This window comes from Acidobacteriota bacterium (genome assembly GCA_009861545.1).
Lineage (GTDB): Bacteria > Acidobacteriota > Vicinamibacteria > Vicinamibacterales > UBA8438 > WTFV01.
In genome coordinates, this window is the sequence record VXME01000088.1 from 33,781 (window position 1) to 56,054 (window position 22,274).

The following is a 22,274-nucleotide window of genomic DNA, read 5'->3' on the forward strand; positions in this document are numbered from 1 at the left end:
GGCTCGGCTCCTGTCGAAAGGGGGGACCCGGTGGCGTGGCGGTACATTATAGTCGCCTCACCCGTGTCGCCCTCGCGGAAGACTTGGCAGGGTTGGTTTCGCTGCCCGCGTCCGGATCGGCGGGCGTCGCGTGTCATCCTCGCCTCACGACGTCGAGCCGGCGAGGGCGAACCGGGGCGACCGGACCGGCCGGCATCGAGCGCAGGCACGCTGCGCCGGACACGCGACGAGACGGTCCACACGCTGGGGAGTTCACATGGCGCCCGCGTTCACTCCACCACCGGCCACGGTATCCGAGGCGCTCTCGCTTCTGCCCGGCGACGCGCTTCATCCGCTGATGCGTCTGCTGCCGATAGACAGACCACTACCCACGCGCAAGGCGGACATGGTGGCCGCTATCGAGCGCCACCTGTCCGACAACTCCCTGCGGGAACTCTGGAACCGGCTCGACGAGACCCAGCAGCTCGCGGTCAGCGAAGCCCTGAGCACCCCGCACTCCATCTTCCATCCACACGCGTTCAAGGCGAAGTACGGCAAATTGCCCTTCGGCTTCGACCCGGACGCTTCACGGACGAAAGCCCCCGTGCTGCGCTTGTTCCTCTATGCAAGCCACCGCTACGAGACCCCGACCATCATCCCGCCCGACCTGGCGCAGCGCCTGCGAGCGTTCGTCCCGCCGCCGCCGGAGACCGAGCTCGCCGCCGACGACGACCTGCCCGACACGGTGCAGCAGCCCCGGTTCCGATACCTCCACCGCGGCCAGAAGCAGGAGTTCGATCCGGTGGCGCTGACCCGGCGCGACATGGAACGGGCCGCCCACCACGACCTGTTCGCGGTACTGCGACTCATCGACGGCGGCCGGGTCGCGGTGAGCGCCAAGACGCGGCGGCCGTCAGCGGCGGCGAGCCGGTCCATCGCCGCGGTGCTCGAAGGGGGCGACTTCCTGGAGCCGGCGGCGGGCGAGACGCCGGAACGGGAGCAGGAAATCGGTCCGATCAGAGCGTTCGCCTGGCCGTGCCTGATGCAGGCGGCCAGACTGGCCGAGTTGCGTGGGTCCCGGCTCGCGCTGACGAAGTCGGGTCGCGCAGCTCTCGCGGCGCCAGCGGCGGAGACGTTGCGCCGTCTCTGGAAGCGCTGGCTCGGAACCACGCTGCTGGACGAGTTCAGCAGGGTCGAAGCCATCAAGGGCCAGTCCCGCGGCAGGGGCCGCCGATCGTTGACCGCCGCGTCGGGTCGCCGGCCGGTGGTCGCCGACGCGCTGGCGGAATGCCCGGTCGGCCGGTGGGTGCGCTTCGACGACTTCTCGGAGTTCATGCAGGCGGCGTCCTTCCGTTTCGACGTGACCCGCGACCCCTGGCATCTGTACCTCTCGGAGCCGGAGTACGGCAGCCTGGGATACAACGGCTCTCACGATTGGCACATTCTCCAGGGCCGGTACCTCCTCTGCCTGCTGTTAGAGTACGCCGCCACCCTGGGACTGATCGACGTCGCCTACACCGATCCGGCCGATGCGCGGCCGGACTTCACGCACATGTGGGGCGCCGACGACCTTGCGTACCTGAGCCGCTACGACGGCCTGCAGTATTTCCGGCTGAATCCACTGGGCGCATATTGCCTGGGTCTCGCCGAGGTCTACGAGCCGAGCGTACCGCCGGCGCGGGCGGCCCTGACCGTCTATCCCGGTCTCTGGCTGCAGGCGGCCGCCGCGTTGTCGCCCGACGAGCGGCTGATGCTGGAGACCTACGCGGACGAGGCAGAGGACGGCGTCTGGCGTCTGGATGGAGACAAGGCGCTGTCCGCCATCGAGAACGGCCACGACCCGGAAGCGTTCCGCCAGTTCCTCGCCGCGCGCGACGATCAGCCCCTGCCGGAAACCGTCGACGGGTTCCTGCGCGACGCCGAGCGCGGCGCCCGCGCCCTCAGAATGCAGGGCACGGCGTTGCTCGTCGAATGCGCGGACGCGAAGATCGCCGCCCGGCTCGCCACGGACGCGCGCACGTCCAGGCTGTGCCAACGCGCCGGCGAGCGCCAGCTCGTCGTGCGAACCGCCTCCGAGAAGGCGTTCCGCAAGGCGGCCCGCGCGCTCGGCTACGGCATGCCGCCGGGGTGACGCCCTCCGGTCGCGCCAGGCCGCGCGCCGGGCGCCGCGCCTATTCGTAGTAGCGCTTGTACATCCCGCGCCGGAACAGGAACCCGCCGAGCGGTCCGAGCCAACCGAGGACGTGGTACTTGTAGCCGAGGTCCATCAACTCGATCAGGTTGCCGTCCATGTCCTTCGCGAAGAAGAACGAGTGGCCGCGCGGGGAGCGCTCCGGCCGGCTGACGACCTCGACCCCCTTGCTCACGAGGTAGTCGTACCACTTCTGCGTGTTGCGGACGTCGAAGGCGATGTGGGTCAGCCCGACCCGGTTCCACGGGATGTCGACCGCCGGCTGGCGGGGCCGGAACTCGAAGATCTCCAGCACCGCCCCGCCCGGCACCCGGACCCAGCCCACCTTGCAGCTCGGCGTCTCGGCGTCGACGCCGAAGAAGCTCCGCACGCGGTCCGGCGGCTGGTCGGCGACGCCCACGAGCGGACAGCGAAAGACGTCCCAGTAGAACTTCACCGCCCGGTTGAAGTCGGAAACGGTGATGCCGGCGTGGCTGAAGGATCGGGCTCTCACGACAGGCTCCTCAGATCGGTCTCGGCGATGTGGTCGGCCACGCGCAGCGCCTGCGCCGCGATGGTCAGGCCCGGATTGACGGCGGCGGACGACGGAAAGAAAGACGCGTCGACGGCGAACAGGTTCTCGACGTCGTGCGACCGGCAGAACGGATCGAGCACGGACGTGCGCGGGTCGGTCCCAAAGCACAGCGTTCCGCACTGGTGCGTGGTGTTCTTCGTCTTGTGCGAATGGGTCATGACGAGCCAGTAACCCAGCCGGCGCAGTATCCGCCGCATCTTCCGCACCAGGCGCCGGTGCGCGCCGGCGTTGTTCGGACGGTACTCGAGCCGGATGCGGCCGTCCGCCCCCACGGTGACGCGGTTGTCCGGGCGCGGAAGGTCCTCGGACAGGGCGAGCCAGTCGCTGCCGCGGGCCATCCAGACATCGTACGCCCCGACGGGCACCCACGAGACGACGGTCTGCCCCATCACGCCGTGCGTCCGGCCCTGCGACTGGATCTGGCCGAGCGGGTAGCGCGTCTGCGAGCCGGCGAAGTAGAAGTCGTTGATCCCCACCGTCTTCTGGAATACCGCGTGGTTCAGCCGGAAGGGATGAAACCCCTGCATCATGGTCGCCAGGTGCGCCATGTAGCGGCGGCCGACCAGCCCCGACGAGTTCGCCAGCCCGTCCGGATGCCGCTCGCCGGCGGACCGCAGGAGCAGGGCGGCGGAGTTGACGGCCCCGCAGGCGACCACGACGAGTGGCGCCTCGACCCGCAGCCTCTCTCCGTCGCGCTCGACCTCCACCGCTTCGACGCGCCGGCCGCCCGGGTCGCTGAGCAGACGCCGGGCGAAGGCGCGCGTCCAGAGCGTGACGTTCTCCTTCCCGGTCGCCGGCCGGATGCAGCAGACCTCGGCCTCGCTCTTGGCATGACGCCGGCACGGGAAGGAGTTGCAGGTGTCGCACAGGATGCAGCCGTCCGGCGCGCCCGGGTCGATCAGCCCGAGCGGGAGCGGCGACGGATGCAGGCCCTGGGCGCGAAGCGCTTCCACCGCCTCGGCGATCTCGGGCGCGTGTGGAATCGGCGGGTGCGGATACGGCCCGCGCGGCGGCTCGGTCGGGTCGTGCCCCGCCTCGCCGTGCACCTGGTAGAGCCGCTCGGCCCGCTCGTAGTACGGCTCCAGCGTCGCGTAGTCGATGGGCCACGCCGGCGAAACCCCGTCGACGTGCTCCACGGCATCGAAGTCCTCCTTCCGCAGCCGGTAGAGCACGCTGCCCCAGAACTTCGTGTTGCCGCCGACGCAGTAGTGGGTGTACGGCAGGAACGGCCGGCCGTTGCGGTCGAGCCAGGTCTCGGTCGTTCGGTAGCGCAGGTGCTTCCAGACCGCGGTGGGATCCCAGTTCTCGGGCTCGCGCGGCACGAACCCGCCCCGCTCGACGATGAGGATGCTCGCACCGGTGGACGCCAGCGCCCGCGCCACGGTGCCGCCGCCGGCGCCGCTGCCGATGATGACGATGTCGAAGCGCTGTGGCATGGGGCTGGCCGTCACTCGCCGGCGGTAGCGTAGATCCGTTCCATCAGGCGCTGATCCGCCATCGCCGCCTCCAGGCTCATCTCGGGAGGAACGCCGGTGCGGATCGACCGGGCGAAGTCCCGGTACATCGCCTGGTAGCCGCGGATGTCGCGGAATCCGGGCAACAGCACTTCCGGCCACGCGCGCGCGCGCCCGCGCACCACGACGAACCCGCCGTTCGACTCGAAGGTGATGATGCCGTCGCGGCCGAACAGCTTCGACAGGCGTACGCCGCGCAACAGCGACGGCACCTCGCGCGAGTAGTACAGCGACCCGGCCGCGCCGTTGTCGTAGCGGAATGCCGCCAGCATCGTCTTGGCGCGCGCGTCCGGACCGCTCCGCGCCGGCGGCGGCCGGAAGCCGTGAATGGAGTCGATTGCCGGTCCGAGGCTGTTGGCGATGTGCAGCCAGTGAATCCCCTCCTCGAAGAACGCGTCGCCGCCGGCCATCGACTCGTCGTTCCGCCAGTCTCCGGCTCCCTTGAACTTGCGCACCAGCGTCGTGAAGTGGGCCAGGATCAGCTCGCCTATCGCGCCGTCCGCCAACAGCCGGCGCAGGCAGACGGCCAGCGGCTTGTAGTGATCGTTCTCGCCCACCAGCACGACCCGGCCCGCGCGGTCGCGCGCCTCGCGGACCCGCTCGTAGTCGGCCATCCGCGGGAACGCCGGCTTCTCCACCAGTACATGCTTCCCGGCGGCCAGCGCCCGGAGCGTCAGGTCGAGATGGAACCGCGGCGGCACCGCAACCACGACGGCGTCGACGCCCGGATCGTCGATGGCGCCGCGATAGTCGGGGTAGCTCCGGACTCCCCCGTGCCGTACCCGGTACGCCTCCGCCCTGGCGCCGTCACGGCTGGCGTAGCTCGGCGCGATGTCGTCCGCGAGCCGCCGCAGGTGTCCGCTGTGGACCCCCGTGATGAAGCCGCAACCGAGAAACGCGAGGTGGACGGGCGTCGGCACGGCGCCATTATCCGGTACCCGCCAATCCGGACGAGGCAACCGCGCTCCACCCGGTCCGGGAACGAACCGCCGGCATCGGCGATCCGTGCGGACACCTGTCCTGCCGGGTGGACACCCAGGTCGCCGATGCGTGACACCTGGACCGCCGCCGCGCCCGCGCGGCGCCCGCGCAGTGCCCGTCACCGGCATTGTTTCGGAAATCGATTCCCGGAACGGCCCTTGCATTCCAGATGCCAGCGTCCTGCCCTCGTCGCTTGGAGGTCGAGATGAAAACAACGCGTCGTCTTTCCACCGTCATCCTGATGACTGCCGTCATCGGCGCCGGTGTCGCAGCGGTTCCGGCCGCGGCGGAGTCCCAGGAACGCCGCCCGTCCGCAAGACCCTCGGGGCGCGCGGCAGCGCGTCCGCCGGGCCCCGGAGCACGCCCGATCCGCGCCGTGATTCCGGCCCGCTCACCGTTCGTGGTCGGCCGCTTCTACCGCCCGTACGGTCTGTACGCCGGTTTCCACGATCCGTTCTTCGGACCGTATCCCTTCCCGTACGGCTATGCGCCGCATCTCTCCCCGTACTACGGCGGCTACGCCTACAGCAGCGCGGTCCGGCTCGAAGTCGAGCCGGAAGAGACGGAGGTCTACGTCGACGGGTACTACACGGGGATCGTCGACAGCTACGACGGGTTCCTGCAACGCCTGCGCCTGTCTCCCGGCGAGCACGAGATCGAGCTCTACCTGGACGGCTACGAGAGCATCCGGCAGACGCTCTACCTGGCGCCCGGCGAGACCTACCGGATCCGCCACGAGATGCAGCCGCTGCAGGACGGTGCACAGCAACCGCCGCGGCCCGAGCCGGTCGCGCCGCTGCCGACCGGCGGCAGTCAGGCGCCCGCCCCGCTGGTGCAGCCCGCCGGCGTCGAGGAGTTCGGGATGCTGGTGGTGCGCTTCCGCCCGCTCGATGCCGTTCTGACCGTCGACGGCGAGCGCTGGGTGGGACACGAGGGGCTCGGGGAGCTCGTCCTCGATCTGGGCGCCGGGATTCACGACCTGGAAGTCGCACGGGACGGTCACCGCACCTATCGCGCCGACGTGGAGGTGCTGCCGGGCGAGCAGACGGTCATCAACGTGAGTCTGCCCCGAACGGAGGAAGAGTAGATGCCGGGTCCGGGTGTAGAGATGGAGGAGACGCTGCGGTGCAGCGCGCGGATTGACGGCAAGAAACGGCGGGATGGTCGACAGGTGCGGCTGCGGCGGGCGCGGCGATGGCCTGGAGCCGTCTTCGCGATCCTGGCGTTGGTCGGATTACTCGGCGGCGTCACGGCGTCGGCGCAGGAGCCGGCGGCCGAGAGTCGCCTGACGGTCGAGAGGATTCGCAGCGGATTCATCGTCGCGCCGGACCTGAAGCTCACCAGCATCGACGGAGGCTCCGGGGCGTTGGCGGGACTCTACGGGGGATTCATCACGGACCGCCGGCTGCTCGTCGGCGCCGGCGCCTACTGGTTGACGGGCGAATCGGCCGGCGTCGACATGGCGTACGGCGGAGGCCTCGTCGAGTGGTTCGCGAACCCCGGCGGGCGGGTGGATTTCAGCCTGCGCAGCCTGTTCGGGTTCGGTCGGGCAACGCTCTCTTCGACGTTCGAGATACCCATCTTCCACCCTTTGCACGGCCATGCGGCCCGTCTGTCGTACAGCGGACCTCGCCACGGCCGGCACCGGGGCGGGTGGTCCCCCAAAGGCCACCGGGCGTGGAACGACAACTTCGAATGGCCGAGCTCGTTCACGTATCGCTACCGCGAGGACTTCCTGATTGCGGACCCGCAACTCTCCGTGCACCTGAACGTGACCGACTGGCTGCGGATCGGGGGCGGCGCCGGCTACCGCTTCGTCGGGCGTGCAGGCGCCGAGGGTGACCGGCTGCGGGGGTTCACCGCGAGCGCAGGCCTGCAGTTGGGCCCTCCGTAGGAGCGCGGGAGCCCGCGTGGACGAGCGCGGGCTCCCGACGCAAGGGGCCGCGGGCTACTGTTCCTGGCCGGCCTCCCGCTCCTCGACCCGGTGACCGCCGAGAATGCCTTCCATCGCGATGTTGCCTTCGTGGCACGCGAACTCGAACACGGGATCGTCGCTCTTCTTCAGCGCGATCAACGCGGTCCACGGGCGCGTCCAGTGGGTGGAATCGCTGAAGGTCAGCTCCCAATTCAGGGTGTCGGGCCCCACGCGGGTAAAGCGCTCCTCGAGGCGAAAGTGCTCGGCCGAGCCCATGAAGTTGCTCTTCTCCGAATAGTTCGTCGTCTCCACGACCAGCGTATCGCCCTCCCAACGCGCGCGGGAGTCACCCATCCACTGCCGGATCCGGTCATCCAGGTGCGGCTGTCCGCCGATCGGGATGATGCGGATGTCGTGGATCAGCTCCTTCAGGATCGCGAGGTGATCGGGCGTCTGCACGAACTGGAAGTAGCTGTTGTAGCCGGCCCGAATCCGGGGGACGCCGTAGGTTATGCACCGGTCGGAGTTGTTCCTGTCGGTATAGGAGTCAGCCGGATGGTCGCGTCGATACGCGCGCGCGGCGTCCGTTCGCGCCTGGGCGGCGTCGGTGAGCGGCGGCACGCGCCCGTCCGGCGGATCGACGATGAGGGAAGTGCGGTTCTCGAAGTCCCGATCGACCAGCCAGAACTGGTTGTAGTTGCCGGTTCCCGCATCGGACGAGCTGAAACCCTGCTCCTGCGCCAGCGCTGCATTGAACACGCTGTCCCCGAACGCCGCATCCGTCTCGCCGTTGAAGAGCTCGCGCGCGTGCTGCGTCAGCGCGGCGACCTCCTCGTCGCTCAACTCGTTGCGGTCAGCCAGCGACCCGGGCCGCTCCAGCGGGGTCGCGGCGTTGTTCGCCCACACCCCCTGGAGGTCGGGACGCCCGTCGGGCATCCGCGGCACGCTCCACTCCGCCCCGTCCGCCGACGCGGTCTGACCGGCCGCCGGCGCCGCGCCTATCAGAACAACACACATCGCCATCGCCAATACCACCCCATGGTGCTTCATCTCTTCCTCCATCATGGCAGGCGCCGGACGCCTGCAAGTTGGGCGTGAACTACATCGTCTCCCATGCGAATCATCAGGCGTGTCGCACTGCCTGCTGTCCAGCGAGCGCTCGCACGCGGTCACCGAGCCGACCGTCGAGCACACTCAACGCGAGTACCACTCGTAGAACGCGTCCCCCTCCGGAATCTTCCGCGTGACCTCGATGTCCATCGTGGCGCTTTCCCAGCGGGTGACCAGCGGCTCCTTGCGCAGATGGCCGTACATGAACTCTTCGGCGAACTCCTGGCAGCGGAACTCGAGGAGCTGCATGTTCGGTTCCATCCGGCGATAGAGGGGCATGGCGATCCGCCACGGACGCGTGAAGGTGTTCGGATCGTCGATCGTCACGGCGTAGTCGATGACGTTCGGCGTCACCAGCGTGAAGCGTTCCTCGAGGCGCAGCGCTGCGCTGTGGTGATTGCCGGCGCGGTCGAACCAGCCGTTGTCGTGGAAGTTGTCCACCGCGACCACCAGCGTGTCCCCCTCCCAGCGGCCGACCGAGTGGCCCATCCAGGTGAAGTCGGGCGGCAGCTCCACGTCGTCCATGTGAATCGTGCGGGCGGTCGCGCTGTAGGCGAACGCCATGTGAATCTTGTTCGTGCTCTGGGTGATTTCGAACGGGTACGGCATGTACATGGCGCGCGGAATGCCCGGGAGGTAACACCGAATCTCCGGATCCCGGTCGACCCAGTTCTCCGCGTTCTCCCGCTTCCGGGCCAGCCCCTCCGGCGTGTAGGGGATCCGCCCGTCACCCTGGACGACCCCGAGCGAACCCGGAACCGAAGCCACCACGCCGAGTGCGACGACCGGCGGCGCCGGCAGTCGGGCGTACTCGTAGGGATAGACGCCGGGCTGGGTGATCATCGCCGGCCGGGCGGCATGGGATTCCAGGTCCCAGTTGGCCTCGTTGTTGGCCTGCCAGATGCCGCTGAGATTCGGACGCCCTTCGATCCGCTCGGGACGCTCCGGCCGGCTGGTCTGGCCCGCAATCCGGCCGATGGACAACGTGAATGTCCCGCCCACGACCGCCGCCCCGAGGGCGACGGCGGTCAACGTACCGGCATGGCGATAACGCATGTCGACCTCCCGGGCCGCAGTCCCGCCGGAAGAGCGTCCGCGTGGCAAAGCGCAGTGTCGACAGTCGTTTACGCCACCGCGGAAGCCCTCGCGCGATAACCGACACGATATCATGGCCCCTCGCCTTGCGGAGATGCTCGAGAAGCCGCCGACCGCCCTGTTGGACCGCCCGCAGGCCGGTGCCGACGGCAGCGTCGTTCGGTCCCCGGCGAACCACGGACCCGCGCCGGCCGTGAACGACAGCGACCCGCCAACCTACGCAGAGCCGCGTCGAAGGGCTGGCGGCGGCTTCGCGTTCGGAGTAGTCTGAGGTTCGACGAGCCAAACCTGGTCGGAGTGGGAGGCGCCAAATGCGCGTGCGAGAGTACGTTCGGCTGGCGAGCACGGTCCTGGCGGTGTCTTTCGGGTTGTCGGCAGTGATCGGGATTGCCCTCCTGGGACAGACGGCGTCCCGGTCCGAACCGTCACCGCGCACTCCCTGGGGCGAGCCCGACCTCCAGGGGATCTGGACCGAAGAGTTCGACATCCCGCTCCAGCGGGCGGAGCGCTACGGGAACCGCGAGCTCCTGACGGACGAGGAGTACGCCGAGATCGACCAGCGCCGCGCCGCGGCCCTCGACAACCAGCAGCAGGCGGATGGCGACCGCAGGAATGCGCGCGGCAGCGAGCGGGACGTCGCCGGCGCGTACAGCGATGCGTTCCTGTCGTTCAAGCACATGGGCCGGCGCACGTCCCTGATCGTCGACCCGCCGAACGGCCGCATTCCTCCTCTGACCGAGGAGGCCCGGGCGCGGGCCGCGGCGGAGCGCGAGTTTCGCCTCGAGCTGCTCCGCTCCACCGAGACCTGCCGGAACGAGCTCGCGCCATGCGCCGGGGGCACATATGACCCGACCCCTTCACCCCGCCGGTCGGAGCCGCCTCCCCGGTACAACACGACCCGGATGAATCGACACGACCATCCCGAGGACGGGGCGCTCGGGGACCGCTGCATGGCCGGGCAGATTCCCGAGTTCGGCACGGCGTTCGGCGGCAGTTTCCGGCGCATCGTGCAGACCCCCGGCGGGATCTCCATCTTCTACGACGTCGGCCAGGGGCAGGGCTTCCAGCGCAACATCGTCATGAACGGCAGCCCGCACCTCCCCGACCATATTCGCCAGTGGTGGGGCGACTCGCGCGGCCACTGGGAAGGGGACACGCTGGTCGTCGACGTCACCAATTTCAGCCCGCAACGGGACTTCCGCGGATCCCGCGAGAACCTGCATCTGGTCGAGCGCTGGACGCGAACCGGCCCGGACACGCTGGAGTACGAGGTGACCATCGAGGACCCGACCGTCTGGGTCAGCCCCTGGACGGTGCGGCAGGAGTTCCGCAAGCAGAGCGACGAGCTGAACCGCATCTACTACGAGCCGCGGTGTCACGAGGGCAACTACGGCTTTCCGGCGCTGCTCCGCGCGGCGCGCATCGCGGACCAGCGGTACGAGGAAGGAACGGGACCGCACCCGGCGACCTTCGACAACGCCTCGGGAGCGGGGATCGAACGATTCCTGGGTGTCCCCTAGCCGCCAGCGGCTCCGGTTGTTTCCCGGCGGTTGCCCTCATCGCTCCCGAGGCGTGAGGCCGGGTCGGAAGGCAGATGCCCGAACGGCCCAGCAACGAAGGTCTACCGCGGATGTCGGCCGCGCCGCGTTGGTCGCACCGGGATCCGGTGGAAGGCGGCAATCCGTTTCCCGCGGGTGATCTCCGTCACACGCGTTGGGAAGAGGCGACTGCCCACGCGAGGGCCGCGCTCCGGCGCTACGACGACGAGTCCGCCGCCGCCAGCGCGGATGCTCCGACTTCAGAGTCGTACGCACATCGTTGGCTCGACCTCGCCACGATGCGGTTCGACACCTGGGCGCGGCGGGGACTTGCGGCCGTGGACAATACGCTCGCGCGACGGGAGTATGCAGCGTGGCTCAAGACCTACGTCGCCAACTGGCGCGTCTACGTCGCGGAGACCTGCCCGCACGTCGCCGGCGACGTGCGGGCAGAACTCGCCTCGCGCCTCCAGGCTCGGGCCGAACACTGGGTCGATGAGGCCCGTCACCTGCTCCACAACGGGTTGCGGTAACTGGCCGTCACACCGCTCGCTGGCGTCTCACGATCGGCGCCAGCGCCCGAAGCGCCCGATTGACGGCGACACTCGTCAGGAGACACGTCGAGGACGTCCGGCGAGATGGCGACCACATCGGCTCCCTCCTCATATCGGCGAGCGGTCACCCCGCGCCTACCACCCGAGAAGTCGTACTCGGGTCGTATCGTGTCCTTCATCCGCGAACCCGCATCCCGCCTGTCGTCCTCATGGCTCAGGTAGACATCCGATGCGCGCCATCAGTTCAGCCCGCGGCGCATCAGCAGCGGACGCACGTCCGGGTCCGCGCCCCTGAAGTCGCGGAACAGCGTCATCGCGTCGACGCTGCCGCCCCTCGACAGCAGGGTCCGCCGGAAGTGGTCGCCGTTGTCGCGCAGCAGGCCGCCGTTCTCCTTGAACCACTCGACGGAGTCGGCGTCGAGCACCTCGCTCCAGATGTAGGAGTAGTAGCCGGCCGAGTAGCCGCTGCTCCAGATGTGCGAGAAGTAGGTGCTGCGGTAGCGCGGCGGCACGGCGTCGAGCGCCACGCCGGAGGCCTCGAGCGCATCCGCCTCGAACGCCTCGACATCGGCCGCGGCCGGGACCTCGTCGGCCGTGATCTGGTGCCACGCCTGGTCGAGCAGCGACGCGGCGAGGTACTCGGTGGTGGCGAAGCCCTGGTTGAACTGCTGCGTCGCCAGCACCCGCTCCAGCAGGTCGGCCGGCATCGGCTCGCCGGTCTCGTAATGGACCGCGTAGTTCTCCAGGACCTCCGGCCAGGTGGCCCACATCTCGTTGACCTGCGACGGATACTCGACGAAGTCGCGCGGCACCGCGGTTCCGGCGAAATAGGGGTACTCCACGTTCGAGAAGAAGCCGTGCAGGGCGTGGCCGAACTCGTGGAACGCCGTGGTCACCTCGTCGAAGGTCAGCAGCGTCGGCTCGCCGGCCGGCGGTTTCGGCACGTTGAGGTGGTTGCCCACCACCGGCAAGGTACCGAGCATGTGCGACTGCGAGACGTAGGCGTTCATCCAGGCCCCGCCGCGCTTGGACGGCCGGGCGTAGAAGTCTCCCAGGAACAGCCCCAGCGGCTCGCCGTCGACGTCGAACACCTCCCAGACGCGCACGTCGGGGTGGTAAACCGGCAGTTCCGGCCGCTCCTCGAAGGTCAGTCCGTAGAGCCGGGTGGCGGCGAAGAAGACGCCGTCCTCGAGGACGTTGTTCATCTCGAAGTAGGGGCGGAGCTGCGACGCGTCGAACGCGTAGCGGTCGGCCCGCACCTTCTCGGTGTAGTAGGACCAGTCCCAGGCGGCCAACTCCAGGTCGGCGCCTTCCGCGTTGGCCATCGCCTGCAGATCGGCCGCCTCCCGCTCGGCGTTCGCCACCGCCGGCGGGGCCAGGCTCGCGAGCCGCTCGTTGACCGCCTCGACGGTCTGCGCGGTCTGCCGCTCGAGAATGTAGGCGGCGTGGTTCGGGTAGCCGAGCATCGCGGCCCGCTCGGCCCGCAGCCGCGCCATCGTGGTGATCACCTCGCGGTTGTCGTACTCGCCGCCCTGGCTGCCGCGGGCCAGAGACTCCCGGGCGATGCGCTCGCGCAGGTCGCGGTTTTCCAGCGACGCCAGCGCCGGCTGGCCGCTGGTGTTGAGCAGGGGGATGACGTACCGGTTCTCCAGGCCGCGCGCGGCGGCGGCGGCGGCCGCGGATGCGATCTCGTTCTCCGACAGGCCGGCCAGCTCCTCCTCGGTCTCCACCACCACCGCCGAGGCGTTGACCTCGTCCAGCACGTTCTGCGTGAAGCGGCTCCCCAACGCCGCGAGCTCCGCGTTGATCTCCTGCATCCGCTCCTTCTGCGACTCGGAGAGCCGCGCGCCGGCCCGCACGAAGTCGACGTAGTACTGCTCGACGAGCCGCCGCGCCTCGTCGTCGAGCCCCAGCGTCTCGCGCTGGTCGTAGAGGGCCTGCACCCGCGCGAACAGGTCCGCGTTCAGCAACATCGCGTCGGTGTGCGCGGCCAGCCGCGGCGCCATCTCGTTACGGGTCGCGTTGATGGCGTCGTTCGTATGTGCGCTGGCGAGGCTGAAGAACGTCCGGGCGACGCGATCGAGCGTCCGGCCGGAGCGTTCCAGCGGGATGATCGTGTTCTCGAAGGTCGGCGGCTCCGATTGGGCGGCAATGGCCTCGATCTCTTCGATCTGCTCGGCCATCCCGCGCTCGAACGCCGGACTGTAGTGCGCATTGTCGATCCGGTCGAAGGGCGGCAACCGGTACGGCAGCGTACTCTCGGTGAAGAACGGATTCTCGGTCATCTCCTGCTGCCCGGCGGCTTCGATCGCGCCGCCATCGAACGGGACGCCGGAGCCGAGCATCAGCGCCACGACCGCCGCCGCCAATCCCAGGGACTTGCCTCTCATGCCAACACCCTCCCGACAGAAAACTGTTCCGCAACCGTCAACGATAGCAGCTTTGGGGCCAACCCGCGGCGGCGGGAGATGCCGTGAGATAATGCAGGTGTGACCGTTTCGTCGGGGCGCTCCGCCCCATGAGGGCGCCCGCCGGCATCGGCGTCGCCAACCCCCTCCGCCGCAACATCGCGATCATCGCCCACGTGGACCACGGCAAGACCACGCTGGTCGACGCCATGCTGCACCAGAGCGGCGTGTTCCGCGAGCACGAACGGGTGGAGGAGCGCGCCCTCGACAACATCGACCTCGAGCGCGAGCGCGGCATCACGATCATGGCCAAGAACACGGCCATCCGCTATCGCGACCTGATCATCAACATCGTCGACACGCCGGGCCACGCCGACTTCGGCGGCGAGGTCGAACGCACCCTGACCATGGTCGACGGCGTGCTGCTGCTCGTCGACGCGTCCGAGGGTCCCCTGCCCCAGACCCGCTTCGTGCTGCGCAAGGCGCTCGAGCAGGGTCTGCCGCCGGTCGTAGTCATCAACAAGATGGACCGGCCGGACGCGCGGCCGGCCGAGGTGCTCGACGAGATCTACGACCTGTTCATCGACCTCGACGCGAGCGAGGAGCAGATCGAGTTCCCGGTGTTGTACGCCAACGCCAGGGCGGGTACGGCCAGTACCGAGCCCGCCGAGCCGGGACGCGACCTGCGGCCCCTGCTCGACGCCATCGCCGAGCGGATGCCGCCGCCGGCCGGCGATCCCGACACCTCGCTGCAGGTGCTGGTGGCCAACCTGGACGCGAGCGATTACCTGGGCCGGATTGCCATCGGCCGCATCGTCAACGGCCGGGTGGCGACGGGCGACGAGATAGCGGTCTCGAAGCTGGACGGCGCAGTCGCGCGGACCCGCGTCACGAAGCTCTACGTCTTCAACGGCCTGGAACGGATGGAGGTCGCGCAGGCGGCGGCGGGCGACGTCATCTGCCTGGCCGGAATCGACGACATCACCATCGGGGAGACCATCACCAGCCCGGACGACCCGCGGCCGATTCCCCCGATGCACGTCGACGAGCCCACGGTCTCGATGGTCTTCGGCGTGAACACCTCGCCCATGTCGGGGCGTGACGGCCGGTACGTCACCTCGCGCAATCTCCGCGACCGTCTGGCGCGGGAGCTGGTCGGCAACGTCTCGATCCGGGTCGAGGACACCGACTCGCCGGAGCAGTTGAAGGTGATCGGCCGCGGCGAGCTGCAGTTGTCGATCCTCATCGAGATGATGCGCCGCGAGGGCTACGAGCTGCAGGTCTCGCGGCCCCGGATCGTCACCCGCAAGAGGAAGGGCCGCACCGAGGAGCCGGTCGAGGAACTGGTCATCGACGTGGCCGAGGACTACCAGGGGGTCGTCATCGCGCAGCTCGGCAACCGCAAGGCCACGATGACCCGGATGGTGAACCACGGCAGCGGCCGGATCCGGCTGGAGTTCCGGATTCCGACGCGCGGGCTCATCGGCTTCCGCTCGCAGTTCCTCACCGACACGCGCGGCACCGGCATCATGAACCACCTGTTCGCCGGCTGGGAGCCGTGGAACGGCCCGATTCCCGGCCGCCCCTCCGGGGCGCTGGTGGCCGACCGCGCCGGCAAGGCGACCGCCTACGCGATCTACAACCTGCAGGAGCGCGGCGAGATCTTCCTCGACGCCGGCACGCCGGTCTACGAAGGGATGATCATCGGCGAGAACGCGCGGCCGGCCGACCTCGACGTCAACGTGACGAAGGAGAAGAAGCTCACCAACATGCGCTCTTCCACCGCCGAGGAGGCCATCCGCCTCGTCCCGCCGCGGCTGCTGAACCTGGAGCAGGCGATCGAGTTCATCAACGACGACGAGCTGGTGGAGATCACGCCCGGCAGCATCCGGCTGCGCAAGGAGGTCCTGGCCACGAACATGCGGCCGAAGAAGGAGCCGTAGCGCGGCAATCGGAGGCCGCAGCGCCGCCCTGTGGTTGCGTTCGGCGATGATTGTCGGGCTACGATCCCGCCATGACGCAGGACACGCCGGAAGTCATCGAGTTGCGGGCCGGTTCGACGCGCCTCGCCGTGGCGCCGGAAGTCGGCGGCTCCATCACCCGTTACGCATCGGAGCGCGGCGGAACCACCATCGAGTGGATGCGCCCCTCGCCGGCCGACGCCATCGCCAACCGCTCGGCCGGCGGCACGTCGAGCTTCCCGATGGTGCCGTTCTCGAACCGCATCCGCAACGCCGCGTTTGGCTTCCAGGGGCGGACCATCCAGCTCCCGCAGAACTTCCGGCCCGAACCGCATGCCATCCACGGGCACGCCTGGCGCGAGCCGTGGGCCGTCCTCTCGCAGTCGGACGCGACCCTGACGCTGGAGTACCGTCACCCGGCCGACGCGTGGCCCTGGACCTACACGGCGCAGCAGGCGTTCGATCTCACCGAAGAACGCCTCCGCGTCCGGTTCACGGTGACCAACGAGGCGTCGGCGCCGATGCCGGTCGGCTTCGGCCTCCATCCCTACTTCGTCCGCACGCCCCGCGCTACCGTGCGCGCCGACGTCGGCCAGATGTGGCAGGCCGACGCCGGCCTCATGCCGGTCAACCTCGTGCCGCCGCCCCCGCAACTCCTGCTCGACGGCGCCGGCCTGAACCCGGACGCCACCCCGCTCGACAACAACTTCGTCGGCTTCGGCGGGCGGGCGATCATCGCCTGGCCCGAGTGGAACGCCCGGCTGCGGATCGATGCCGACCCGGCCTATGCCTGCCTGGTCGTCTACACGCCGGCGGGCCAGGACTTCTTCTGCGTGGAGCCGGCAACCAACTGTATCGACGGCTTCAACCTGGCCGACGCCGGCCGAACGGACACCGGCATCATCGTGCTGGCGCCGGGCGAGACCGCCGCCGGGGATGTGACGTTCACGCCGGAGTTGGCGTGACCAGCCGAATACCGGTTCCTGCATCCGACACACCCATCACGCCACCACCGAGTCCTGCCCTGCCTGCACGCAAAGACATCGCCAGGCCCTGGTTCGCCATCGGCTGGTTCCTGATCTGGGGTCTGTTCCAGACGTTCGCCGTCGTATCGGTGCTCGACGGCACCTGGGAGCGCCCGGCGGCGTTCCCGGCCGGGGTCTACGAGACGCTGATCTGGCCGGACATGTTCTTCGTTCCCCTCTACGTGGCGACGGCCGCCCTGCTCTGGAGGCGGCACTGGCTCGGGAACGTGCTCGCGTTCGTGGCCGGCGGCGGCATCATCTACGTGATGATCTACCTGCTGGCGCTGTCGGGACTCTCCGGGGCCGTCAACGTCGTCGCGGACGGCCTGTTCCTCGTCTTCACGCTCGTGTCGCTGTGGCAGGTCGGGGTTCGAGCCCGCCGGCGCGCCGCGGGCTGAATGCCGCCTCGCCTTGCCGCGCCGCGCGCTGATGGCCGCCTCAGCCTTGTTGCGCCGCGCCCGGCCGTGCATTTGCAGATCGCTTTCAACCCTGAATGGCAGCGCGTCGACCGACTGTTCGGGGATGCTCCCCTCGAGCATTGACAAATAGTTTTGTCAATGGTTCAATGGCCGCGCATGCTCGACGTCGAGGTCATCGATGATCCGGCCGCCGCGATGACGACCCTGGACCCGAAGCGGGCCCGCTTGCTGGCGGAGATGGCCGAGCCGATCTCGGCCGCGACGCTGGCCGCCCGGGTCGGCCTGGCCCGGCAGAAGGTCAACTACCACCTGCGCGCGCTGGAAAGGCACGGCCTGGTGGAGGAGGCGGAACGGCGCAGGTGGGGAGGACTGACCGAGCGCCTGCTGGTAGCCAGGGCGGCCTCGTATGTCGTCTCGCCGGCGGCGCTGGGCCCGATCGCGAGCGACCCGGCCCGAACGCGCGATCGGCTGTCCGCCGGCTACCTGATCGCGTTGGGGGCACGAATCGTCCAGGAAACGAGCCAGCTCCTGCGGCGGTCGCGAGAGGCCGGGAAGCGCCTGGCGACGCTGTCTATCGACACCGAGATCCGTTTCCGTTCCGCGGCCGAGCGCGCCGCGTGCAGTCGGGAGCTCGCCGCGACGGTGGCCCGGCTCGTCGCGCGCTACCACGACGAGACGGCGCCGGGGGGCCGCCGGCATCGCCTGGTGGTCGTCGCGCATGCCAGACCGGCCACGCCGAAACCAACCACCGAGGAGACACCATGACCGTGAAACGCAGCGCGTCCGGCCGCCGGTCCATCGAGCTCGAAGTGGAGGTCCCGGGCACGCCCGAGGAGGTCTGGCAGGCGATCGCCACCGGACCCGGCATCTCCGCCTGGTTCTTTCCGGCGGAGGTGGAAGAGCGCCCCGGAGGACGCATCGTCTGGCACATGGAGCCGGGCGTGGACGCCCCGGGCACGGTCACTGCCTGGGAACCGCCGCGCCGGTTGGGCATCGAAGAACCGCCAGATTGGCGACCGGGAGCCGCGGCGCTCGCCACCGAGTGGACGATCGAGCCGCGCGCCGGCGGCACCTGCGTGGTGCGTCTCGTCCACAGCCTCTTCGCCGACACCGGCGACTGGGACGACGAGCTCGAGGGCATCGAGGCCAACTGGCCCTGCTTCTTCGGTATCCTGCAGCTTTACCTCAAGCACTTCCGCGGGCAGTCCGCCGCGATCATCCGCGTGACGGGAACCGCCTCGGGGACCGCGCGCGACGCGTGGAGGGCGTTGCTCGATGCGCTCGGTCTCGCCGGCGCCGCCGAGGGGCAATCCTGGCGCACGCCGTCCGACGGCGCGCCGCCGCTGTCCGGGGCCGTCGAGCGCATCGTGGAGGGGACGTCGCCGCACGCGCTGCTCCGGCTCGACCACCCGCTGCCCGGCATCGCAGCACCCACCGTGTACACGATGGACGACCAGGTGATGACGTCGTTCGGCATCCATCTGTACGGCGACGCGGCGGCCGCCGTCGCTGCTAGTGAGGAGCCGGCGTGGCAGGCGTGGATGAAGCGGCGGTTCCCGGCGCCGGAACAGAGGGACACGACCTGACGATCGGACGCGATAAACCCTGAGATCGAGAAACGCGGTGGGGCGGCTCCCGCCGGGTCGCAGGGGGCCCGGGCACGAACGCCGACGGCGACGGCACCGCCTACGATCCGCCGCGCCGGGAGCTACCTTCCGCGACTGGTCTCGCGCAATCGCCGAATCTGCCGCACCGCCGCGTCGATCTGCAGCTCCATGATCTGCTCGCCGTACTCGGCGGTCGCGCGTGTCGGGTTCCCGGACACGCCGCTGCCGTCGCCGCGCGTGCCGGGCGCCATCTGGTCGATGCGCAGCAGTGACGGCTCGAGGAACAGCAGGGTCGACGTGTCGTGCATGCCGGCGTGCGAGCCGACGTCCTCCTCGCGCTCGCCCTGCGCGACGAGCCACTCGTCTCCCGGCCCCGGGTAGTAGTCGGTCAGGTGGTGCACGCGCGCCGATGCGCCCGCCCACTCTGCGTTGAGCCGCTCGGCCACCGCCGCCTGCGACGCCTGGTTGCCGCCGCTGTCTCCCATCAGCGCGATGTCGACGAACCCGTGCTGCCGGAGGCTGCGCGCCGCGTACTCCAGGACCTGCTCGAACACCTCGGGCGGCGTCGTGATCGTGCCGGGAAAGCGCATGTGGCCGCTCGGCGGATCGACGTTCCCCTCGGGTACGTACGCCATCACCGGCGCCACCAGCGCGTCGCCCAGCCGCCGCGCCGCCTCGCCCGCCTTGTGCCGGACCAGGTAGTTGTGCTTGCCCAGCACCATGTGCGGCCCGTTCTGCTCGGTGCCGCCGGTCGGGATGATCACCGTCGTGACGCCTGCCGCGAGCTTGTCGCGCACTTCGGTCCAGGTGAGCTCTTCGAGGAACACCGTGTCGGGCGGCTGGGCCAGTGGGGTGACGGTCAGGCTGAGAATGGTCAGGCCGAGAATCAGAGCCGGTGCGAATCGCATGGATGTCTCCGTGATTGGGTGACGCTCGACTAGTCTACCGCTCGCCCGCTCGATCGGCTCGCTGCCGGCTCGTCTTCCATGCCGCATCACCCGTCGTGCTACATGAATTTCCCTCCCCATGACGCCAGAAACCTTATGATCAACGCGTGACCGCCGTGCTCGCTGCCTGGATCGGCCAGACGGATCTGGACTGCGCGAACGGCAGAAGGCCCGGCCCCGGTCCCATCGGCAGCGTGGTAGCCGCCCGTTCCTTCGACGCACTCGTGTTGCTGTCGAACTACGAACCGCCGCAGAACCGCGCGTTCGTGGACTGGCTGGCCGAGATGGACGCACCCCCCGTCCATCTGAGACCGGAGCCGCTGGACGACCCGACCGACTATGGGGCCATCCACGCCGCCGCGGCTCGCGCGCTGGAGTATGCTCGCGAGACGTTTGCCCCGCAAGTCGATCTGTCCATCCACGTCAGCCCCGGCACCCCGGCCATGCAGGCAATCTGGGTGCTGCTCGCCAAGACCCGCTACCCCGCCGAGCTGATCCAGTCGCACGAGAAGACCGGCGTCCGGACCGTCTCCGTGCCGTTCGACATCGCAGCGGAGTACGTGCCGGCGCTGCTGCGCGAGACCGACGACAAGCTGACCCGCCTGACCGCCGGGCTGCCGCCCGAGTCGCCGGCGTTCGACCGGATCATCGGTCGCAGCCCGGCGCTGGGCCGCGCCCGCACGCGCGCCCGGCGCATCGCTCCGCACGACGTCACCGTGCTCATCGAAGGCGAGTCCGGCACCGGCAAGGAACTGTTCGCACGCGCGATTCACGCCGAGAGCCGCCGCCGCGGCGGACCGTTCGAGGAGGTCAACTGCGGCGCGCTGCCGGAGGGACTCGTCGAATCGCTGCTCTTCGGCCATGCCCGCGGCGCGTTCTCCGGCGCCGTTCGCCCGCACGCCGGTCACTTCGAAGCCGCCGGTGGCGGAACCCTCTTCCTGGACGAGATCGGGGAGCTCCCGCTGCCCGCGCAGGTCAAGATGCTCCGCGCGCTGCAGGAGAAGACCGTCCGGCGGCTCGGATCGGACAAGTCGATTGCCGTCGATGTCCGGATCATCGCCGCCACGAACCGTGACCTGCGGGCCGAGGTAGCGGCAGGTCGTTTCCGGGAGGATCTCTACTACCGCATCGCAACCGGCATCGTTCGACTCCCGCCGCTCCGCGAGCGCCAGGGAGACCTGACGCCGCTCATCGACCACTTCCTCGCTGCCGCGAACCGCAAGTTCGCCGATCAGCCTGGCGTCGAGCAGAAGACTCTTTCTCCCCCGGCAAGGAACCTTCTGTTGCGGCACCCCTGGCCCGGCAACGTGCGGGAACTCCAGGCGACCATCGACCGGCTGGCACTGTGGGCGCCCGGCGCGGCGGTCACCGCCGACGACGTCCGGGAAGAGCTGCTCAGGACGGTTCAGGACGAACGGGGCAACCTGCTCGGCCGGCCGCTGGGCAACGGGCTGGAGCTGCCGACCCTGGTTGCCGATCTCGCCCGCCACTACCTCGAACGCGCGCTGGCCGAAGCCGACGGCAACAAGACCCGGGCGGCCGAGCTCGTCGGCCTGCCGAGCTACCAGACGCTCACGAACTGGATGAAGCGGTACGATGTGACGCTTCCGGGCAGGGCGCGCCGCTGATGATGGCACGCTCGTTGCTTACTCGTTGGGACGAGATGGCGGACAAGACCATGCCGGAAGAACGCAATGGACGCCCGGACACGGATGCCCCGGCTGCCGCCGGCGCGAGCGGCGACGCCTCCGTCGCCCGGACCTCCGATTCGGCAGTCGCCGCGTCGCAGGACGGAAACGAGCGTGTCGACGTGTCCGCGCCTCCCTTGGCGAAGGCGGCGGCCCCGCTGATCACCGCCGTCGAGATCGAGAACTTCAAGGGCATCGGACGCCCGATGCGGGTCGAGTTCCGGCCGATCACCCTGCTGTTCGGCAACAACAGCGCCGGCAAGAGCACCGTGCTCCACGCGCTCTGCTACGCGCACGAGATCCTGAGCCATCGCAACGTCGACGTTCACGAGACCGATATTGGAGGCGACCGGATCGACCTGGGCGGATTCCGCAACCTCGTCCACGCGCACGATCCCGCTCGGCCCGTGCGGCTCCGTTTCGACTTGAACCTCGAAGACTGGCGCATTCCCCAGGGGCTGGACGAAAAGCTCGCATCACCACTGGACGTGCGGAGCGGAAACGCCGACGGGTCAATGTTCCAAGGGTCCGAGAGACCCAGCTCCGGATGGATTGAGCTCCAGGCCAAGCTGACAGACGACGAGCAACCGGTGCTCTCCAGCTACGAGATCGGCGTCAACGACGCACGCGTCGGGCGTCTCCTCCCACGACAGCCGACCGGCGTGTCCCTGGAGTTCGACCCGACGCACCCCCTGCTCGAACGGAGTCTGCGACCTAGGAGTCTGCGCCGTAGAACGGCGTAGACTTTCTAGTCAGGCCCGGTTGGGC

18 protein-coding genes and 2 pseudogenes are annotated in these 22,274 nt (G+C 69.3%); 12 read left to right on the top strand and 8 right to left on the bottom strand.

What is annotated here, in order from left to right; translation table 11 throughout:
* Positions 1-256: 256 nt before the first annotated feature.
* Entirely contained in the window at positions 257-2,110 is a 1,854-nt protein-coding gene (locus F4X11_14425) for a hypothetical protein (GenBank protein MYN66204.1), read from the top strand.
* Positions 2,111-2,150: 40 nt separating this feature from the next.
* Here the strand turns inward: F4X11_14425 and F4X11_14430 are convergent, their stop codons facing one another.
* Genes F4X11_14430 through F4X11_14440 form a run of 3 tightly spaced genes read right to left on the bottom strand, consistent with a single transcriptional unit; the run spans position 2,151 to position 5,403 of the window.
* Positions 2,151-2,663 carry a VOC family protein gene (locus F4X11_14430; GenBank protein MYN66205.1) on the bottom strand — a complete coding sequence of 171 codons (513 nt, stop codon included), beginning with the start codon at positions 2,661-2,663 and terminating at the stop codon, positions 2,151-2,153.
* Positions 2,660-4,180 (bottom strand): GMC family oxidoreductase, encoded by a 1,521-nt coding sequence (locus F4X11_14435; protein MYN66206.1) that lies wholly within the window; start codon positions 4,178-4,180, stop codon positions 2,660-2,662. Before F4X11_14435 ends, F4X11_14430 begins: the two co-directional genes overlap by 4 nt.
* An 11-nt stretch (positions 4,181-4,191) precedes the next feature.
* Positions 4,192-5,403 carry a Gfo/Idh/MocA family oxidoreductase gene (locus F4X11_14440; GenBank protein MYN66207.1) on the bottom strand — a complete coding sequence of 404 codons (1,212 nt, stop codon included), beginning with the start codon at positions 5,401-5,403 and terminating at the stop codon, positions 4,192-4,194.
* Positions 5,404-5,408: 5 nt separating this feature from the next.
* On the opposite strand from F4X11_14440, the gene F4X11_14445 reads away from it, so the two are divergent.
* The gene (locus tag F4X11_14445; protein MYN66208.1) at positions 5,409-6,326 is read left to right on the top strand and encodes a PEGA domain-containing protein; all 918 of its coding nucleotides are present in this window, start codon (positions 5,409-5,411) and stop codon (positions 6,324-6,326) included.
* Positions 6,327-7,133, top strand: a complete 807-nt coding sequence (locus tag F4X11_14450) for a hypothetical protein (protein ID MYN66209.1) — start codon at positions 6,327-6,329, stop codon at positions 7,131-7,133.
* Between the two features lie 54 nt (positions 7,134-7,187).
* Here the strand turns inward: F4X11_14450 and F4X11_14455 are convergent, their stop codons facing one another.
* Together F4X11_14455 and F4X11_14460 are read right to left on the bottom strand one after the other, a co-directional pair.
* Complete coding sequence (locus F4X11_14455; GenBank protein ID MYN66210.1) at positions 7,188-8,204, bottom strand: hypothetical protein; 1,017 nt, start codon at positions 8,202-8,204, stop codon at positions 7,188-7,190.
* A 234-nt stretch (positions 8,205-8,438) separates the two neighbouring features.
* A pseudogene (locus tag F4X11_14460) lies at positions 8,439-9,320 on the bottom strand (hypothetical protein).
* Positions 9,321-9,670: 350 nt separating this feature from the next.
* Between F4X11_14460 and F4X11_14465 the strand changes: the two are divergent.
* A complete protein-coding gene (locus tag F4X11_14465) occupies positions 9,671-10,879 on the top strand; it encodes a hypothetical protein (GenBank protein ID MYN66211.1) in 1,209 nt (402 codons plus the stop codon).
* Positions 10,880-10,989: 110 nt separating this feature from the next.
* A complete protein-coding gene (locus tag F4X11_14470; protein ID MYN66212.1) occupies positions 10,990-11,430 on the top strand; it encodes a hypothetical protein in 441 nt (146 codons plus the stop codon).
* Between the two features lie 7 nt (positions 11,431-11,437).
* On the opposite strand, the pseudogene F4X11_14475 reads toward F4X11_14470, so the two are convergent.
* Positions 11,438-11,618: pseudogene (locus tag F4X11_14475) on the bottom strand (hypothetical protein).
* 72 nt (positions 11,619-11,690) lie between these two features.
* Entirely contained in the window at positions 11,691-13,841 is a 2,151-nt protein-coding gene (locus tag F4X11_14480; GenBank protein MYN66213.1) for a M3 family metallopeptidase, read from the bottom strand.
* 128 nt (positions 13,842-13,969) lie between these two features.
* Between F4X11_14480 and typA the strand changes: the two genes are divergently transcribed.
* From typA to F4X11_14505, 5 genes are all read left to right on the top strand, one after another.
* A complete protein-coding gene (typA, locus tag F4X11_14485; GenBank protein MYN66214.1) occupies positions 13,970-15,802 on the top strand; it encodes a translational GTPase TypA in 1,833 nt (610 codons plus the stop codon).
* 71 nt (positions 15,803-15,873) lie between these two features.
* Positions 15,874-16,785, top strand: coding sequence for an aldose 1-epimerase (locus tag F4X11_14490; protein MYN66215.1), 912 nt, complete (start codon positions 15,874-15,876; stop codon positions 16,783-16,785).
* On the top strand, positions 16,782-17,243 hold the full coding sequence (locus tag F4X11_14495; GenBank protein MYN66216.1) for a hypothetical protein: 462 nt from the start codon (positions 16,782-16,784) through the stop codon (positions 17,241-17,243). The genes F4X11_14490 and F4X11_14495 overlap by 4 nt, the downstream gene beginning before the upstream one ends.
* Before the next feature lie 177 nt (positions 17,244-17,420).
* Positions 17,421-18,029 (top strand): helix-turn-helix transcriptional regulator, encoded by a 609-nt coding sequence (locus tag F4X11_14500; GenBank protein ID MYN66217.1) that lies wholly within the window; start codon positions 17,421-17,423, stop codon positions 18,027-18,029.
* Positions 18,026-18,850, top strand: a complete 825-nt coding sequence (locus tag F4X11_14505) for an SRPBCC domain-containing protein (protein ID MYN66218.1) — start codon at positions 18,026-18,028, stop codon at positions 18,848-18,850. The genes F4X11_14500 and F4X11_14505 overlap by 4 nt, the downstream gene beginning before the upstream one ends.
* Before the next feature lie 122 nt (positions 18,851-18,972).
* On the opposite strand, the gene F4X11_14510 is transcribed toward F4X11_14505, so the two are convergent.
* Positions 18,973-19,779: a creatininase family protein gene (locus F4X11_14510; protein MYN66219.1), complete on the bottom strand. Its 807-nt coding sequence runs from the start codon at positions 19,777-19,779 to the stop codon at positions 18,973-18,975.
* 146 nt (positions 19,780-19,925) lie between these two features.
* Here F4X11_14510 and F4X11_14515 point away from each other — a divergent pair, with 146 nt between their 5' ends.
* Positions 19,926-21,446: an AAA family ATPase gene (locus F4X11_14515; GenBank protein ID MYN66220.1), complete on the top strand. Its 1,521-nt coding sequence runs from the start codon at positions 19,926-19,928 to the stop codon at positions 21,444-21,446.
* On the top strand, positions 21,446-22,249 hold the full coding sequence (locus F4X11_14520; GenBank protein ID MYN66221.1) for an AAA family ATPase: 804 nt from the start codon (positions 21,446-21,448) through the stop codon (positions 22,247-22,249). Before F4X11_14515 ends, F4X11_14520 begins: the two co-directional genes overlap by 1 nt.
* Positions 22,250-22,274 lie beyond the last annotated feature (25 nt).

What these genes read in the sequence shown, in the direction of transcription:
- F4X11_14425 (MYN66204.1), top strand. Translation starts at nt 257, where the DNA reads ATGGCGCCCGCGTTCACTCCACCACCGGCCACGGTATCCGAGGCGCTC.
- F4X11_14435 (MYN66206.1), bottom strand. Translation starts at nt 4,180, where the DNA reads ATGCCACAGCGCTTCGACATCGTCATCATCGGCAGCGGCGCCGGCGGC.
- F4X11_14440 (MYN66207.1), bottom strand. Translation starts at nt 5,403, where the DNA reads ATGCAAGGGCCGTTCCGGGAATCGATTTCCGAAACAATGCCGGTGACG.
- F4X11_14445 (MYN66208.1), top strand. Translation starts at nt 5,409, where the DNA reads ATGCCAGCGTCCTGCCCTCGTCGCTTGGAGGTCGAGATGAAAACAACG.
- F4X11_14450 (MYN66209.1), top strand. Translation starts at nt 6,327, where the DNA reads ATGCCGGGTCCGGGTGTAGAGATGGAGGAGACGCTGCGGTGCAGCGCG.
- F4X11_14455 (MYN66210.1), bottom strand. Translation starts at nt 8,204, where the DNA reads ATGAAGCACCATGGGGTGGTATTGGCGATGGCGATGTGTGTTGTTCTG.
- F4X11_14465 (MYN66211.1), top strand. Translation starts at nt 9,671, where the DNA reads ATGCGCGTGCGAGAGTACGTTCGGCTGGCGAGCACGGTCCTGGCGGTG.
- F4X11_14470 (MYN66212.1), top strand. Translation starts at nt 10,990, where the DNA reads ATGTCGGCCGCGCCGCGTTGGTCGCACCGGGATCCGGTGGAAGGCGGC.
- F4X11_14480 (MYN66213.1), bottom strand. Translation starts at nt 13,841, where the DNA reads ATGAGAGGCAAGTCCCTGGGATTGGCGGCGGCGGTCGTGGCGCTGATG.
- typA (MYN66214.1), top strand. Translation starts at nt 13,970, where the DNA reads ATGAGGGCGCCCGCCGGCATCGGCGTCGCCAACCCCCTCCGCCGCAAC.
- F4X11_14490 (MYN66215.1), top strand. Translation starts at nt 15,874, where the DNA reads ATGACGCAGGACACGCCGGAAGTCATCGAGTTGCGGGCCGGTTCGACG.
- F4X11_14500 (MYN66217.1), top strand. Translation starts at nt 17,421, where the DNA reads ATGCTCGACGTCGAGGTCATCGATGATCCGGCCGCCGCGATGACGACC.
- F4X11_14505 (MYN66218.1), top strand. Translation starts at nt 18,026, where the DNA reads ATGACCGTGAAACGCAGCGCGTCCGGCCGCCGGTCCATCGAGCTCGAA.
- F4X11_14510 (MYN66219.1), bottom strand. Translation starts at nt 19,779, where the DNA reads ATGCGATTCGCACCGGCTCTGATTCTCGGCCTGACCATTCTCAGCCTG.
- F4X11_14520 (MYN66221.1), top strand. Translation starts at nt 21,446, where the DNA reads ATGATGGCACGCTCGTTGCTTACTCGTTGGGACGAGATGGCGGACAAG.